We start from the raw sequence: 16,544 nt of genomic DNA, 5'->3' as shown, positions 1-16,544 counted from the left end.
ATTACTCATTTTTCAACAATTAACCGGATCTTAATGAACAGATAAGGTTCTGCAACGATAAATGCGCGGAAAAGCTGTTTGATTACTGCGCAGAAACGAAAAACGGGAAGCATCCTGCTTCCCGTTTTCCGAAAGAACTTAAACTTAATTAATTAATAGTTAATTAAGCCAATGCACCTTTAGCCGCTTCGACTAATGCGCTGAATGCTGTTTTATCATGTACTGCGATGTCAGCCAGGATCTTACGATCGATTTCGACAGACGCTTTTTTCAGACCGTTGATGAAACGGCTGTATGACAAACCATTTTGACGTGCCGCAGCATTAATACGAGCAATCCACAATTGACGGAATTGACGCTTACGCTGACGACGGTCACGATATGCATATTGACCAGCTTTAGTTACTGCCTGAACAGCAACACGGTAAACACGACTACGAGCACCGTAATAACCTTTAGCCTGTTTTAATACTTTTTTGTGACGAGCACGGGCAACAACGCCCCTTGTAACTCTAGCCATTATTCAATCTCCTCAAAGTTTAAGCGTACGGCAACATGCGTTGGATCAACGCTGTATCCGAATCATGGGCCAATTTTTTGCCACGTAAGTGACGTTTACGCTTAGAACTCTTCTTGGTCAGAATGTGACGCAAGTGAGACTGTTTGGTTTTAAAGCGACCGGAAGCTGATTTTTTAAAACGCTTCGCGGCACCGCTGTGGGATTTCATTTTAGACATTGCTAAAACTCCGCATTTTTAAAGTAAAGGGTTAAATACCCTCATAGTTTCAACATGATAGCAAGGTGAACAGTGATGAGCTGTTACTTGTAAACCTTAACTACCGCTTTATAGGAGCTAACACCATGATCATCTGACGACCTTCAACCCTATTCGGGAAAGATTCGCAGTTGGCAATGTCTTCCAAATCAGATTTAACCCGATTCAGTTGCTCAATGCCGATCTCCTGGTGTGCCATTTCACGTCCGCGGAAGCGGATTGTGACTTTGGCTTTATCACCTCCTTCAAGAAAGCGACGCAGGTTGCGCAGTTTTACCTGGTAATCGCCTTCATCCGTGCCAGGGCGGAATTTCACCTCCTTGACCTGAATTTGCTTTTGCTTTTTCTTTTGCTCTTTTAGAGCTTTACTCTTTTCAAAGAGGAACTTGCCATAGTCCATTATTTTGCAAACGGGTGGTTCTGCATTTGGGCTGATTTCAACTAAATCCAAATCCACCTGGGTGGCAGCGGTCAGAGCTTCATCGATAGTGACGATCCCCGCCTGCTCACCATCCTTGCCTATTAAACGAACTTCTTTCGCATCGATTTCTTCGTTAATGCGAGCCTTGTCCGATGCCGGGCCTTTACTGTTAGCGCCTTTAATGTGCTATTCCTCCAAGAAATTAATCAAATTTTTTACTACTGACCTGTTCGCGAAGCTTGCTAATCAAGTCTTCTATAGCGAATTTACCCAGGTCTTCGCCTTTGCGAGTCCTTACCGCGACTTGGTTTGATGCCATTTCCTGATCACCAATTACCAACATGTAAGGAACACGCCTAAGCGTGTGCTCGCGGATTTTAAAGCCTATCTTCTCATTTCTCAAGTCCGACTTAACTCTAAATCCGGATTCTTTCAGTGTTTTTTCCAGTTTTTTGACATATTCGGCCTGATTATCGGTAATATTCATGATCACCACTTGCAATGGTGAAAGCCATAAAGGGAAGTGTCCGGCGTATTCTTCGGTCAAAATACCAATAAATCGTTCCAGCGATCCTAAGGTTGCTCGGTGAATCATCACCGGTACTTTTTTCTCACCATCTTCGGCCACATAAGTTGAACCCAAGCGTCCCGGCATGGAAAAATCCAGCTGAACAGTACCACATTGCCAGGCCCGATCCAGACAGTCATGCAGAGTAAACTCAATTTTAGGACCATAAAACGCCCCTTCACCAGGCAAATACTGAAATTCAATATTCTTGCTTGCCAGTGCTGCAGCCAGTTTTTGCTCCGCCTTGTCCCAAACTTCATCACTACCAACACGCTTTTCCGGACGGGTAGATAGCTTAACCACTATTTTGTCAAAACCGAACGTCTGGTAAGTCTCGTAAATCATATCAATACAACGACCAACTTCATCCAGGATCTGGTCTTCGGTGCAGAAAATGTGCGCATCATCCTGAGTAAAACCCCGTACCCGCATCAAGCCATGTAAGGCACCTGATGGTTCGTTACGATGACAGCAGCCAAATTCGGCCATACGCAAAGGCAAGTCACGATAAGATTTCAACCCCTGATTAAAAATCTGTACATGGCCCGGACAGTTCATCGGCTTAATTGCGTACTCGCGTTTTTCCGATTCGGTGGTAAACATGTTTTCGGCGTATTTATCCCAGTGGCCGGATTTTTCCCATAAGGAACGATCCATCATTAACGGGCCTTTAACTTCACCGTAATCATATTTATGCTGCTTTTCACGAATAAACTTTTCCAACTCGGTATAAATTGTCCAGCCATCATTGTGCCAGAACACCATACCAGGGGCTTCTTCTTGCCAATGGAACAAATCAAGCGTTTTACCAATTTTTCGATGATCGCGTTTTTCAGCTTCTTCTAAACGGGTTAAATAGGCAGAAAGCTGCTTTTTATCCGCCCAGGCTGTACCGTAAATACGTTGCAACATTTTATTGTCACTGTTACCACGCCAGTAGGCCCCTGCCACTTTCATCAATTTAAAATGCTGGCAAAAACGCATATTAGGTACATGCGGACCACGGCACATATCGATGTATTCTTCGTGGTGATACAAGCCTGGATGATCACCTTTGTCGATATTGTCATCCAGAATTTCAATTTTATAGGTTTCACCGCGGCTGGCAAAGGTATCGCGGGCCTGCTGCCAGCTCACCACTTTTTTAATTACGTCATAATTAGTTTTGGCCAGTGCTTTCATGCGCTTTTCCAGCGCGTCTATATCGTCCTGCGATATCGGGCGATCAATATCAATGTCATAGTAGAAACCGTTATCAATAACCGGGCCAATTGCCATTTTGGTATCAGGCCATAACTGTTTAATTGCATGCCCCAACAAGTGCGCGCAAGAGTGACGTATAATCTCCAGTCCGTCTTCATCCCGGGCAGTAATAATTTGTAGCGTCGCGTCCTGCTCAATTAAATCGCAGGCATCGACCAGTTGACCATCCACTTTTCCGGCAATGGTCGCTTTGGCTAGACCAGGACCAATATCGTTGGCTACGTCGAGTACAGAAACAGATTCAGAAAATTGGCGTTGGCTGCCATCGGGAAGTGTAATTAAAGGCATGTTATGTCCTAAACAGTGGTGACACAAACCAGGTGCCACTTGTCATATAAATAGTTCAAAAGATAAAACACCCGCTTTGGGGTGTTTTTTGGCTGAGTCCAGTTTAATATGAACACAATAGCGCGCACTATAACGAATTTGGCGGTAAAAATGCAATCTCTGATTTGTATGTTGCTCTTTTCTATGACTCTCTCCTGCGCGGCACAGGAATGGCAATTAGAAAACGAAAAAGACCAAATTAAGCTATTCAGTCAAAATACTTCATCCGGTATCAAAAAAGTCAAAGCTATTACCACAATCCATAGTCGTCTGGGGGCGCTAATCTTGTTGCTTGATGACACTGAAAAAAGCAGTGACTGGATCGACAGCATTGATAAAGTGGAGTTAATTGAGCGGCCACAACTCAACCAGGCTATTGTACATAGTTATTTTTCTGCCCCATGGCCTATAGAAGACCGTGACATGATTACCTTATCCAACACTTTCCAGAACAAACAGAACTTGCAGATCCGTATCGATATCCAGGATTATGGCGAGCACTATCCCAAACACAAAGACTATATCCGCATGCATTCAGTACAAGGGACCTGGCTGGTCAGCCCATTGCCGGACGGTCAGATTGAAATCCAATATCAGGGGACGGCAGATCCGGCCGGCCACATTCCACTTTGGCTAGTCAATAAAATTATGCTGTCCTCCACCCGCAACACCTTTAAACAGTTGCGCCGAATCATTGTTAAGCCGGAATACCAGACCGAACCACCGTCCTATATCCACGAAATTGCCAGCCAAATCCCTTAGTCCTAAAATTTTTGCGAAACTGGGCCATAATAAACAGAACTTCACTAACAGGTTTTGGCATGTGGCAACATATTTGTGAACAAATTAGTTCTTCACTCGGGGCAAGGTTCGATTGCGATAAACCGACGCAGCTTAAAGGTGATAGCGAGCAGCAAATTTACCTGCTGGAAAATCCGCAATATCAATTCTTTGTTAAGCTTGCCAGTAAAGGGCAACACCAGCGTTTTGAATCAGAAGTACTTGGATTGGAACACTTGCGCGTTGCCAGCGCCATTTATATTCCCCAGGTCATCAGTTGCGGCGTAGTCGCACAAAAAAGTTACCTGGTTCTGGAGTATTTGCCCTTCGTCAAACCTGACGAAAAAGATTGGCGAAGTTTTGGTCAGCAACTGGCCAAATTACACCAATTTGAGCCGCAGCCCATGTATGGCTGGCAGGAAGACAATTATATCGGTCTTAGCGTCCAACCCAATCAATGGCACAAAAAATGGGCTACCTTTTTTGCCGAGCAACGTATTGGCTACCAATTACAGTTACTCAAAGAAAAAGGCCATGAGCTAGCTAATATAGATTCGATTATCGCCAAGGTTAAGGAACTGCTGCATAACCATCAACCCAAAGCCAGCTTGTTACATGGAGACTTATGGCAAGGGAACCTTGGCTTTATCTTGCACCAGAGCTGCCTGTTTGATCCTGCCTGCTACTACGGGGACAGGGAAACAGATTTGGCCATGTCCGAACTGTTTGGCCAGCTACCTATGCCGTTTTATCAGGGATATAACGACATATGGCCGGTGGACGAAGGCTACGAATACCGCAAATCGATTTATCAGCTTTATCATATCCTTAACCATGCGTTACTGTTTGGTGGCAATTACCTCGCGTCTGCTCATACCCTGATTGTTAATCTGGACGCCTAGAAGTTGCAATTTTAAATGTAATACCAAAGCGTGATAAAATTAATAACTATTTCAGTACGTTAATATCCTATAAGTAGAATCAATGCAGAATAAAACCATTCTAATTACCGGTGCCGCCAGACGTATTGGCGCCCACTGTGCCAGACACCTTCATCATTTAGGCGCGAATATCATTATTCACTGTCATCATTCCGTTGATGAAGCCGGACAGCTAGCCGATGAACTTAATCATATCCGGCCAAACACGACTAAAGTGATTCAGGGAGATATCAGCAACTACCAGCACCTGGAAGATATTGCCGAACAAGCCAGGCGTGCTTTCGGGCAACTGAATGTACTTATTAATAATGCGTCTACTTTCTATCCCAGGACATTTGGTGACAACAATCTGGACGATTGGCAATCGCTGGTTGGCTCCAATATGCAAGGCCCATTTTTTCTGTCTCAGCATCTTAAAAAAGATTTACAACAAGATCAGGGCGTTATCATAAACATGCTGGATATCCATGCACAAAGTCCGCTGAAGAACCATACTCTGTATTGCATGGCGAAAGCAGCGCAAGCGATGATGACCAAATCGCTGGCATTGGAATTAGCTCCTGACATCCGGGTTAATGGCATCGCCCCAGGGGCAATCATGTGGCCGGAGAATTCAATGGACAATCAAACAAAACAGGAGATTCTGGCGCAAATCCCAATGACAGAATTAGGCAGCGCAGAAGATATTGCTCAAGCCATAAGCTATTTAATTCAAGCCCCTTATGTTACCGGCCAGATACTGTCGATTGATGGGGGTAAAAGCCTGAATTAATCACTCTCCAGGAGATATTATGGATACCAAACACCAGATAATAGAATGTCCGCATTGCGGACATAAAATGCATATTGATCTTGATTACAGTAACGGCGATCAGGATTACTTTGAAGATTGTACCAACTGTTGTAATCCCATCCATTTAAATCTGCACATCAATGACTTGCAACATAAGCTGGAGCTGAATATCAGTTCAGATGATGAACAGATTTATTGAACCGTCTAACACAATCCTAACCTTTATATTTCAATGTCAGATGTTTAGGATCGGGAATTCTTAGTCGACTTGCCAAAGGATGTTGTAGTCGCTTCAATTCTGCTAAAACCAACTGTGCCACTTCCCTGGCGCCTAGTTGATTTAAGTGAGTATCATCCGACACACCTACCGGGTAATTAGGATGAACGCCTGGAGCAATATGCATAAAACGCAATAATGAACCGGCATCACCTTGTGCCTGAAAATGATCATGAGTCAATTTTTCTGCGTCAATCAACACCACATTTTCTTGTTTCGCCACCTGGCGCACTAATTCCGCATAAACCGGATGGGTTTCTTGCAGTTTTCCCTGTGGGTCAAAGTAACGACGGGTAATCGGCGTCAGCAACAATGGATGGGCTTTTTTATCACGTGTTTCAACGACAAAACGGGTTAAATTAGCCGTGAACTGTTCTGGAGTAGTATAACGGTCAACCTTGGTTTTATGCTCGTCATTATGACCAAACTGAATAAATACATAATCCCCTTCATGTAATGAATCCAGAATAGATTGCCAACGCCCTTCGCTGATAAAAGTTCGAGTGCTGCGGCCATTCTTGGCAAGATTATCAACTTTGGTTTGTTGATTAAAAAAGTAGCTGAAAGGCACTCCCCAACCCGTTTCCGGATAATCTTTTACGTCTTTAATCGCCATCGTGGAATCACCTGCCATAAAGACTTGTACTATAGGTTCATCTGCCCGTGACAGAGCTGAAAATAACGTCATCAGGGTAAGTAACAGGAGCTTGTTCATCTTTATCTCATCACCAAACGGTAGTTAAAACAGAAGAGCTAGCTTAAAGCTTTATAAACCATGCCACACAACTAAAGAGCGTTTTATTCGTATATTAAGCACCAATTGTTCAGTTAATATGCAGACTGTCTAAAAAAGCACAACTCAACGCATAATTGCCAAAAAATCGCTTGCACTGATATGTCCGCATCGTTACTATACGCGCCGTTTCCAGCATCCCTTGCCGGAAATATTTTATCAGTGCGTCCGTAGCTCAGTTGGTTAGAGCACCACCTTGACATGGTGGGGGTCGGTGATTCGAGTTCACTCGGACGCACCATTTCTTCTGCTCTATATAATATCTAAAGCCAAACTACTGGAACGCGCACCCAGCCTTCCATTAATATCCGGGCGCTGCGACTCATAATCGCCTTGGTTACCTTCCATTGATCATTCTGTTTAACTGCTTCCGCTCCGACGCGCAATGTACCGGAAGGATGACCAAAACAAACAGAATTGCGCTCTCTGCCACCAGCGGCCACATTAACCACTGTACCCGGGATTGCAGCAGCAGTGCCTATTGCCACCGCCGCCGTCCCCATCATAGCGTGGTGCAGTTTACCCATTGAGAGCGCGCGTACATTTAAATCAATCTCGGTTGCGGGCACCACTTTACCGCTAGATGCTATATATTCGGCCGGCGGTGCTACAAACGCCACTTTAGGAGTGTGTTGGCGCATGGCCGCTTCATCAATATGCTTAATCAGCCCCATTTTTAACGCACCATGAGCGCGAATGGTTTCAAATAAGGCTAAGGCTTTGTCACTACCGTTAATCGCATCCTGCAACTCGGTTCCGCTATAACCAATATCTTGCGCATTGACAAAAATAGTCGGAATACCCGCGTTAATTAAGGTGGCTTGCAGCGCTCCCACTCCGGGAATATCCAGTTTATCGATCAGATTACCGGTGGGAAATATCCCGCCACCTTCGCCATCATTTTCTTCCGCAGGATCGTCAGCGGGATCAATAAACTCAATTTGCACTTCGGCGGCTGGAAAGGTCACACCATCCAGCTCAAAATCACCGGTTTCCTGCACCTCGCCATTGCTGACGGGCACATGGGCAATAATGGTTTTAGCGATATTAGCCTGCCAGATCCGCACAGTGGCAATACCATTTACTGGAATGCGATCGGCATCGACTAAACCATTATTAATCGCAAACGCCCCTACTGCTGCAGTCAGATTGCCACAATTACCGCTCCAGTCGATAAAAGGTTTGTCGATAGCCACCTGGCCAAACAAGTAATCCACGTCATGATCAGGCTGCTGACTTTTGGATAAAATAACCGTTTTGCTGGTACTGGAAGTTGCCCCCCCCATGCCATCGGTATGTTTGCCATAAGGGTCGGGACTACCGACTACACGAAGCAATAAGGCATCACGGACTTGTCCCGCCATCTGTGCCGCTTCGGGTAAATCCAACAAGTTAAAAAATACCCCTTTAGAAGTTCCGCCACGCATATAAGTGGCTGGTATTCGGAGCTGTGGTTTAAACATATTTATTCCTGTCATCAATTAGCTAAAAGGCTGAAGTGCTGCACCTTTGCGCGTGATATTTTTCACCCTTCGACAGTTCGTGTCTCACGCTCAGGGCGAACGGATAACATTCTGTTCATCACTAAATATGTCATCCCGATAGTCTCTTAGACCGAGATGACAGGGATAAACACCGTAGAGATAATGATCATCTCGTAATGACTTTAGACGCAAACCATTTTCTATTCGGGACTAACGTCCCTCTCATCGCGCTCAGTTTTGCATTTAAGCTCGTCGCTCAAAGCCCCGCTAGTCGCAACTGGTTTTATTTCTCTGCGACTTAGCACCTCTGCGTAAACATTGCTCTTGACGGCATAAATGCCGACCTACAATCTGGCGTAATTCTTTGTAGGCCGTGGCTTTAGCCCGTCATTTTTCTTTCTCTGTGATCTCTGCGCCTCTTCGTGAACATTGCTCTTGACGGCATAAATGCCGACCTACAATCTGGTGTAATCCTTTGTTGGCCGTGGCTTTAGCCCGTCATTTTTCTTTCTCTGTGATCTCTGCGCCTCTTCGTAAACATTGCTCTTGACGGCATAAATGCCGACCTACAATCTGGCGTAATTCTTTGTAGGCCGTGGCTTTAGCTTGTCATTTTTTCTTTCTCTGTGATCTCTGCGCCTCTGTGGTTACTAGGCCTCATCTGTGCACAGCTATACTCAATCAATTAACCGTTGCTTGCAGAAAATCCTGGGCAAAGCGCTGTAATACACCACCGGCAGAATATATCGACAGTTCTTCGCCGGTATCCAGCCGACATAACACCGACACATCCTGCGATTCACCATTTTTACGGTTAATTCTTAGTGTCAGTGTACAGCCTGGCGTGGGTTCGCCCAGCACATCAAAGGTTTCACTGCCGTCAATGTTCAACGTATGCCGATTAGTCCCTGCCTCGAATTGCAGCGGCAAAACGCCCATACCGACTAAATTGGTACGGTGAATACGCTCAAATCCTTCGGCCACAATCACTTGCACTCCGGCCAGCCGCACGCCTTTGGCCGCCCAATCCCGCGACGAGCCCTGGCCATAATCGGCACCGGCAATAATAATCAGTGGCTGTTTACGCTGCATATAGGTTTCGATGGCTTCCCACATGCGGGTTATTTTGCCTTCCGGCTCAATACGGGCCAGCGATCCCTGCACTACTTCGCCATTTTCCTGCACCATTTCATTAAACAGTTTGGGATTGGCAAATGTGGCGCGCTGCGCGGTTAAATGGTCGCCTCGATGGGTGGCGTAAGAGTTAAAATCTTCCTCTGGCAGCCCCATTTTATGCAGGTACTCACCGGCAGCGCTGTCGCGCATAATGGCATTGGAAGGGGATAAATGATCGGTGGTGATATTATCACCCAATACCGCTAACGGTCGCATACCGGTCATACTGCGTTCACCGGCCAGCGCTCCTTCCCAGTATGGCGGGCGGCGAATATAGGTACTTTTTTCTCGCCAGTCATATAGCGGATTAATTTGCTCTCCATAATCCACCGATAAATCGAACATCGGGTTATACACATTGCGAAACTGTTCCGGCTTGACGCTTTGGCTAATTACCGCATCTATTTCTTCATCTGTTGGCCATAAGTCTTTCAGGGCCACCGGATTGCCTTGTTGATCGATGCCTAAAATATCTTTTTCAATATCAAAGCGAATAGTTCCGGCAATTGCATAAGCCACCACCAAAGCGGGAGACGCCAAAAATGCCTGTTTGGCGTAAGGATGAATGCGCCCATCAAAATTACGGTTACCGGATAACACCGCGGTGGCATATAAATCCCGTTCCACCACTTCTTTCTGAATAACAGGATCCAGCGCGCCGCTCATACCATTACAGGAGGTGCAGGCAAACCCGACGATACCAAAACCGAGTTTTTCCAGCTCAGGCAATAATTTGGAATCTTGCAAATATAACTGCACTGCTTTAGAGCCAGGTGCCAAGGAACTTTTCACCCAGGGTTTGCGGGTTAATCCTTTGGCGTTAGCATTGCGGGCCAACAGACCTGCGGCGATCACGTTGCGCGGATTGCTGGTGTTAGTACAACTGGTAATAGCAGCAATAATCACCGCACCGTCAGGCATTTTCCCGGCTTCGTTTTCGACGATACCACTAATACCACGCTGGGCCAGTTCAGATGTGGGTACCCGACTATGTGGATTAGACGGCCCAGCAATATTACGTACCACCGAAGACAAATCGAAACTTAACACCCGCTCATATTCGGCGGTTGTTAGGCTATCGGCCCACAAACCAGCCGTTTTGGTATAGTTTTCCACCAATTTGACTTGCTCAGCATCGCGTCCGGTCAAAGTCAGGTAGTCGATGGTTTGCTGGTCGATATAAAACATCGCTGCCGAAGCACCGTATTCCGGTGTCATATTGGAAATGGTGGCACGATCACCTAAAGTCAGATGGGCTGCGCCTTCACCATAAAACTCAAGGAAAGACGACACAACTTTTTGTTTACGTAAGAATTCGGTCAGTTCCAGCACTATATCGGTGGCGGTAATACCGGGTTGTGGTTTGCCGGTTAACTGAACACCAATAATATCAGGTAAACGCATATAGGATGCGCGTCCCAGCATGACACTTTCGGCTTCCAGTCCCCCCACGCCTAATGCGATAACACCCAATGCATCGACATGCGGAGTGTGGCTATCAGTACCGACTAAAGTATCGGGAAACGCGACACCATCACGAGCATGTACCACCGGTGACATCCGCTCCAGATTAATCTGATGCATAATGCCGTTACCCGGCGGGATCACATCCACATTCTTGAACGCGGTTTTGGTCCAGTTAATAAAATGGAATCTGTCTTCGTTGCGCCTGTCTTCAATCTGGCGGTTTTTCTCGAATGCATCGACTTCAAAACCGCCATGTTCCACTGCGAGTGAATGATCCACTATCAACTGGGTTGGCACCACCGGATTGACTTTGGCCGGGTCCCCCCCTTTAGCGGCAATGGCATCACGCAGTCCGGCCAAGTCCACTAACGCGGTTTGTCCGAGAATATCGTGGCACACTACTCGCGCCGGAAACCACGGAAAATCCAGATCGCGCTTACGCTGGATAATCTGTTTGAGCGAATCGGTTAGCATCTCCTGCGGGCAACGACGCACCAGGTTCTCGGCCAGCACTCGTGAGGTGTAGGGCAATTTGTCGTAGGCACCGGATGCAATGTCATCCACCGCAGCACGGGTGTCAAAATAATCCAGTTTAGTCCCGGGCAAGGGTTTGCGATATTGATAGTTCATAAGATTATTCACTTAGTTCGACGGTTTCTCGTTCTTCAATCGCCGGCACTTTGCGCAGTTCTTCTCCGGTATATTCCGCTGAAGGACGGATAATCCGATTATCTGCGCGCTGTTCCATTACGTGAGCAGCCCAGCCGGTCAAACGTGACATCACAAAAATCGGGGTAAACAGTTTGGTGGGAATTCCCATAAAGTGATAAGCCGACGCATGGAAAAAATCGGCATTACAAAATAGGCCTTTCTCGCGCTTCATCACTTCTTCACAACGTACCGACACAGGATAAAGCACTTCATCTTCTACATCTTTGGCCAGTTTTTCCGACCACTGCTTGATAATTTCGTTACGAGGATCGGATTCAGAATAAATTGCATGGCCAAAGCCCATAATTTTTTCTTTGCGTTCCAGCTTGCCCATCATTTCACGCTCGGCCTGCTCAACCGAGGTAAAACCCTGGATCATTTCCATTGCCGCCTCGTTAGCACCACCGTGTAGCGGACCACGCAACGAACCAATGGCACCGGTAATACAAGAATGCATATCGGATAACGTCGATGCACAAACCCGAGCGGTAAAAGTTGACGCATTAAACTCATGTTCGGCATATAAAATCAGTGATACATGCATAACTTTTTCATGCAGTTCACTGGGCTTTTTACCGTGCAACATATGCAGGAAGTGTGCACCGATAGAGTCATCGTCGGTTTCGGTTTCAATCCGCACGCCATCATGACTGAAGCGATACCAGTAACAGATAATGCTGGGAAAGCAGGCCAGCATACGATCAGTGACCAAACTTTGTTGCTCAAAATCCAGTTCGGTTTCCAGATTACCCAGCATCGAGCAACCGGTGCGTAACACGTCCATTGGATGGGCTTCGGCCGGAATACGCTCCAGCACTTCTTTTAACGCATCAGGTAATCCACGCATGGCTCGCAGTTCAGCTTTATACACGTCCAGTTCAACCAGACTGGGCAAACGACCTTTTAAAATCAGATAAGCCACTTCTTCAAACTGGCAATGTTCGGCCAAATCCTTGACATCATAACCACGATAAGTCAAACCGGAGCCTGACTGGCCCACTGTCGATAATGCTGTTTTACCGGCTACCTGACCTCGCAGGCCTGCACCACTTAATACCTTTGCCATAGGATTTTCTCCTGAATTTTGTGTAGAGTAAGTTAGATTTATCTCGCTAATTTTAGTTCGTGTAGGCTGACCGGATATAAGCACCTGTATTGAAAGGCTAGCCGGACCTACCAGTATAAAATTAAGGATTTATTTATTTTTATCTTGAGCGAATAATTCATCGAGCTTCTGTTCATATTGGTGATAGCCAAGATACTCATACAACTCCATACGAGTTTGCATATTGTCCAGCTCGGATTTTTGATCACCCCTTTCCAGAATAGTGCGGTAGACGTTTTCCGCCGCTTTATTCATCGCCCGGAACGCACTTAATGGATACAACACCATATCAGCACCCCATTCCGCCAACACAGTTTTATTCCACAACTCGGTTTTACCAAACTCGGTGATATTGGCCAGAATAGGCACATCCAGCGCTTGTGCAAAGGCGCGGTAGTGTTCCTCGGTTTGAATAGCCTCAGCAAAAATACCGTCCGCACCCGCTGCCACATAAGCTTTGGCCCGCTCCACTGCGGCGTCTAACCCTTCCTGTGCAAAGGCATCGGTGCGCGCCATAATAAAAAAGTTTTGGTCGGTACGGGCATCTACCGCGGCCTTGATGCGATCAACCATTTCTTCGATCGAGACAATTTCTTTATTCGGACGATGGCCACAGCGCTTTTGTGCCACCTGATCTTCCATATGTACCGCTGCCGCACCGGCTTTTTCCATATCGCGAATGGTTTTGGCAATATTAAATGCCCCGCCCCAACCGGTATCAATATCCACCAGCAAAGGCAGATCACAGGCAGAGGTAATCCGCTGCACATCCACCAGTACATCGTTTAGTGATGTCATCCCCAAATCGGGTAAACCGTAAGACGCATTTGCTACACCGCCACCGGATAAATAAATCGCCTGATGACCAATTTGTTTGGCCATCATGGCTGAATAGGCGTTAATAGTGCCGACAATCTGCAACGGTTTGTTGTCAGCTAAGGCCTGACGAAAATTTCTACCTGCGCTCATAGTGACTATCCCCTTTTAGCTAGTTGATTAGACAGGCTCAAGCCTGACCTACATAGATTAATCATTGTGGTGGTTGACTTAATCATCAACCAGTTTGGTTTGAATATTATTTTTTGAATACAAAATATGCCGACGCATTAACAGCTCTGCCAGTTCTTCATCCCGGTTGGCAATAGCCTGGACAATATGTTTATGCTCGTCAAAAGCGGTCGTTACTCTAGGGCCAGACATGCCCAGTTGCACCCGATACATGCGCACCAGATGATAAATGCCCTCAAACAACATGCTGATTAGGTGTTTGTTTTTACTACCCAGAATAATCCGGTAATGAAAATCCACATCACCGGCTTCCTGATAATAAGATTCGCCGCCTTTGACTTCCTGAAAATGCGATGACAATAAATTATTTAAATCGGCTATTTCCTGATCAGTCATATTTTTAGCCGCCAATCTGGCTGCCATACCTTCCAGAGATTCGCGCACCTGATACAGTTCGACCAGTCCTTCGGGGGTTAATGCAACAACACGAGCACCGACATTGGCCTTGCGCTCAACTAAATGACAGGATTCCAGACGATTGATAGCTTCACGGATCACGGCACGACTGACAGCGTATTTTGTCGACAACTCGGTTTCACTCAGTTTAGTCGCGGGTGCAATCTCCCCTTCAACTATGGCTTTTCTAAGCTGGAAAAAGGTTTTATCCGACGAAGTAACCGGTTGTTCAATAAAGAAGGTCATCAGGTAATGTACTAATACAGGCCATAAAGTGTCGACAATATAGGCACAAAAACCTAACTAGTCAACCAAACACACTTATATTGTCGACAAAGTAACAATTGAGAGAATTAACAATTGCAGCAGAGCTGCCGCAGTTACAATTTAAAAGCAACGGGTGCTAAACCGTTAAATCCCCAGGCGCTCATATCAATTTCAAATAATTGACCGGAATTCGGCTGCGCATCGAAAACATCAGGCTCAAGATCTTTAGTGGCGGTGGTAACAAATAGTGTTCTCAGATTTTCTCCACCAAACACCAGGCTGGTCACCAGTGTGGCGGGTAATTCAATACGTAAATCCAGTTGACCTTGCTGATCAAAGCGGCAAATTCCACCGCCGCCCCACTGTGCAACCCAGATACCGCCTTGCGCATCAACTGTCATGCCATCCGGAAAGCCCATCGAATCTGAAAACTGGGTGAAAATCGCTTTATTATGCAACCCCCCTTGAGGATCGAGAGCAAACTGATAAATGGTGCGATTAGCCGAGTCGGCATGCAATAAACGTTGCGTTAGCGGGCAGAAGGTCGGGCCATTGCTTACCACGTAACCTGAGTCCATGCATACCGGTATTGATGAGCTATTCAATTGATACAGATGGCCGCTGGGGAGTTGTTCCTGATCGTCCATAGTGCCGAACCACAGACCTCCATTGTAATCTACCTTGCCATCATTCAGGCGATTATGTTCAGGTTCACTATCAGGAGCAGCATAAAATCGCCGTTCGCCACTGTCAGGATTGAGCAGATAAATGCCTTTGCCAAAACCGGCAATCAACGCTCGCCCTGTTGTGGCTGCAACCCAACAAATCGGCTCCGGCATGGCAAGCGAAAATACCTGCTTGTCGGCCAAATTCAGCCAATGTAAATAGGCGCCTTTAATATCAACCCAGTAAATACGCTGATGCGCAGAATGCCAGTAGGCTCCCTCACCTAGCACACAGCGGGGTCCCCAACATTGATATGCTGCTTTATTCGATTTTAGTTGAGGATTAACTGACATGTTCTTATAAGCAGGATAAGCCAATTGGCAAGAGTAATTCGGAAGTCAATATTGACAGAAGAAGTTAGAAAACGATAGAGGCAAGGCCGGAACAAAATGCCACAAACAACACCAGCGGCCGCACAATATCAACATTAATCCGGCTATTAACCAGCCAGGAAAATCCCCACCCCAGTAATATCGCCGGTATACATTTCACAAACAGGACGAAATCATTGGAACCCGCTGCCCCGGTAAGCCAAAGGGTTAAAATACCGAAAGCATTAATATACAGAAAAAACACGCTTAGATTGGCTTTAATCTGTTTATGTTCGGCGGTTTGATATAACAAGCCCATTGGGGCACCGCCCGCCGAGGTTACCGTGCCCATAAAACCGGATAAAGTTCCGGCAAACACATTGGTGTAGGCGGTAATTCTGGGATGAAAGCCGATGGCCGACAATATCACCCCAATCACAATAGACACGCCAAACAACACCCTGTATTGATGATGCTCAAGAAAAATCATTACACTACTGGCTACCAGCACACCGATAGTACCGCCGATCACAGAAAAAGCAGTTTGCCTGACATTAATGGCATCATGGTTACGAATGGCAATCAACAAAGTTAGCAGTAACGCATTGAGGATCATGGGAGCCGGAACCAGCTCGGGTAAAATAAGAAAAAGAATGGGAGCGCACAGAAGGCCCAGACCAAAACCGATAACACTTTGCAGGCAGGCGCCAACAAACAGTACCAAATATATCAAAGTCCATTCAGTCAAACTTTATTTCACCCTCTTGTCATCTGCCAAAAGAAATTCATGACGGCCTCTTTAGCTATGGCCTGCCAATTGGCATTTTGCATATTATAATATAATTGCTTTTAAGCTAATTAACCACCTAACCATTTAAAATTCAATCATTATTT

General features: G+C 46.0%; 16 protein-coding genes and 1 tRNA gene. 5 read left to right on the top strand and 12 right to left on the bottom strand.

The annotated features are described in order from the left end of the window. Positions 1-163: 163 nt before the first annotated feature. The 4 genes from rplT to thrS form a co-directional block, all read right to left on the bottom strand. Positions 164-520, bottom strand: coding sequence for a 50S ribosomal protein L20 (rplT, locus tag V1467_RS08495; RefSeq protein WP_416308363.1), 357 nt, complete (start codon positions 518-520; stop codon positions 164-166). 19 nt (positions 521-539) lie between these two features. Next, positions 540-737: a 50S ribosomal protein L35 gene (rpmI, locus tag V1467_RS08490; protein WP_416308362.1), complete on the bottom strand. Its 198-nt coding sequence runs from the start codon at positions 735-737 to the stop codon at positions 540-542. 100 nt (positions 738-837) lie between these two features. Continuing rightward, positions 838-1,380: a translation initiation factor IF-3 gene (gene infC / locus V1467_RS08485; RefSeq protein ID WP_416308669.1), complete on the bottom strand. Its 543-nt coding sequence runs from the start codon at positions 1,378-1,380 to the stop codon at positions 838-840. A 19-nt stretch (positions 1,381-1,399) separates the two neighbouring features. After that, positions 1,400-3,316, bottom strand: a complete 1,917-nt coding sequence (thrS, locus tag V1467_RS08480) for a threonine--tRNA ligase (RefSeq protein WP_416308361.1) — start codon at positions 3,314-3,316, stop codon at positions 1,400-1,402. A gap of 150 nt (positions 3,317-3,466) precedes the next feature. On the opposite strand from thrS, the gene V1467_RS08475 reads away from it, so the two are divergent. From V1467_RS08475 to V1467_RS08460, 4 genes are all read left to right on the top strand, one after another. Further along, on the top strand, positions 3,467-4,117 hold the full coding sequence (locus tag V1467_RS08475) for an START domain-containing protein (protein WP_416308360.1): 651 nt from the start codon (positions 3,467-3,469) through the stop codon (positions 4,115-4,117). A 59-nt stretch (positions 4,118-4,176) separates the two neighbouring features. Then, positions 4,177-5,037 carry a fructosamine kinase family protein gene (locus V1467_RS08470; protein WP_416308359.1) on the top strand — a complete coding sequence of 287 codons (861 nt, stop codon included), beginning with the start codon at positions 4,177-4,179 and terminating at the stop codon, positions 5,035-5,037. Between the two features lie 82 nt (positions 5,038-5,119). After that, complete coding sequence (locus V1467_RS08465; RefSeq protein WP_416308358.1) at positions 5,120-5,848, top strand: pteridine reductase; 729 nt, start codon at positions 5,120-5,122, stop codon at positions 5,846-5,848. A 19-nt stretch (positions 5,849-5,867) separates the two neighbouring features. Continuing rightward, positions 5,868-6,068 carry a CPXCG motif-containing cysteine-rich protein gene (locus V1467_RS08460; RefSeq protein ID WP_416308357.1) on the top strand — a complete coding sequence of 67 codons (201 nt, stop codon included), beginning with the start codon at positions 5,868-5,870 and terminating at the stop codon, positions 6,066-6,068. Positions 6,069-6,084: 16 nt separating this feature from the next. Here V1467_RS08460 and V1467_RS08455 read toward each other — a convergent pair whose 3' ends face one another. Next, the gene (locus V1467_RS08455) at positions 6,085-6,861 is read right to left on the bottom strand and encodes a rhamnogalacturonan acetylesterase (protein ID WP_416308356.1); all 777 of its coding nucleotides are present in this window, start codon (positions 6,859-6,861) and stop codon (positions 6,085-6,087) included. A 242-nt stretch (positions 6,862-7,103) separates the two neighbouring features. Between V1467_RS08455 and V1467_RS08450 the strand changes: the two genes are divergently transcribed. Further along, positions 7,104-7,180, top strand: a tRNA-Val gene (locus V1467_RS08450). Between the two features lie 22 nt (positions 7,181-7,202). Here V1467_RS08450 and prpF read toward each other — a convergent pair. The 7 genes from prpF to V1467_RS08415 form a co-directional block, all read right to left on the bottom strand. Continuing rightward, entirely contained in the window at positions 7,203-8,402 is a 1,200-nt protein-coding gene (prpF, locus tag V1467_RS08445) for a 2-methylaconitate cis-trans isomerase PrpF (protein WP_416308355.1), read from the bottom strand. Positions 8,403-9,104: 702 nt separating this feature from the next. Beyond that, positions 9,105-11,696: a Fe/S-dependent 2-methylisocitrate dehydratase AcnD gene (gene acnD, locus V1467_RS08440; RefSeq protein ID WP_416308354.1), complete on the bottom strand. Its 2,592-nt coding sequence runs from the start codon at positions 11,694-11,696 to the stop codon at positions 9,105-9,107. 4 nt (positions 11,697-11,700) lie between these two features. Further along, positions 11,701-12,843, bottom strand: coding sequence for a 2-methylcitrate synthase (prpC, locus tag V1467_RS08435; protein ID WP_416308353.1), 1,143 nt, complete (start codon positions 12,841-12,843; stop codon positions 11,701-11,703). 129 nt (positions 12,844-12,972) lie between these two features. Next, positions 12,973-13,851: a methylisocitrate lyase gene (gene prpB, locus V1467_RS08430; RefSeq protein ID WP_416308352.1), complete on the bottom strand. Its 879-nt coding sequence runs from the start codon at positions 13,849-13,851 to the stop codon at positions 12,973-12,975. Positions 13,852-13,929: 78 nt separating this feature from the next. Beyond that, entirely contained in the window at positions 13,930-14,592 is a 663-nt protein-coding gene (locus V1467_RS08425) for a GntR family transcriptional regulator (RefSeq protein ID WP_416308351.1), read from the bottom strand. A gap of 134 nt (positions 14,593-14,726) precedes the next feature. Then, entirely contained in the window at positions 14,727-15,569 is an 843-nt protein-coding gene (locus V1467_RS08420; protein ID WP_416308350.1) for an SMP-30/gluconolactonase/LRE family protein, read from the bottom strand. Positions 15,570-15,696: 127 nt separating this feature from the next. Then, a complete protein-coding gene (locus V1467_RS08415; RefSeq protein WP_416308349.1) occupies positions 15,697-16,398 on the bottom strand; it encodes a sulfite exporter TauE/SafE family protein in 702 nt (233 codons plus the stop codon). Between the last annotated feature and the right edge of the window lie 146 nt (positions 16,399-16,544).

Origin of the sequence: Neptunicella plasticusilytica, assembly GCF_047922965.1 — a bacterium.
In the GTDB taxonomy this organism is placed as follows: Bacteria; Pseudomonadota; Gammaproteobacteria; order Enterobacterales; family Alteromonadaceae; genus Neptunicella; species Neptunicella plasticusilytica.
This window is presented reverse-complemented; position numbering and strand designations above follow the sequence as displayed.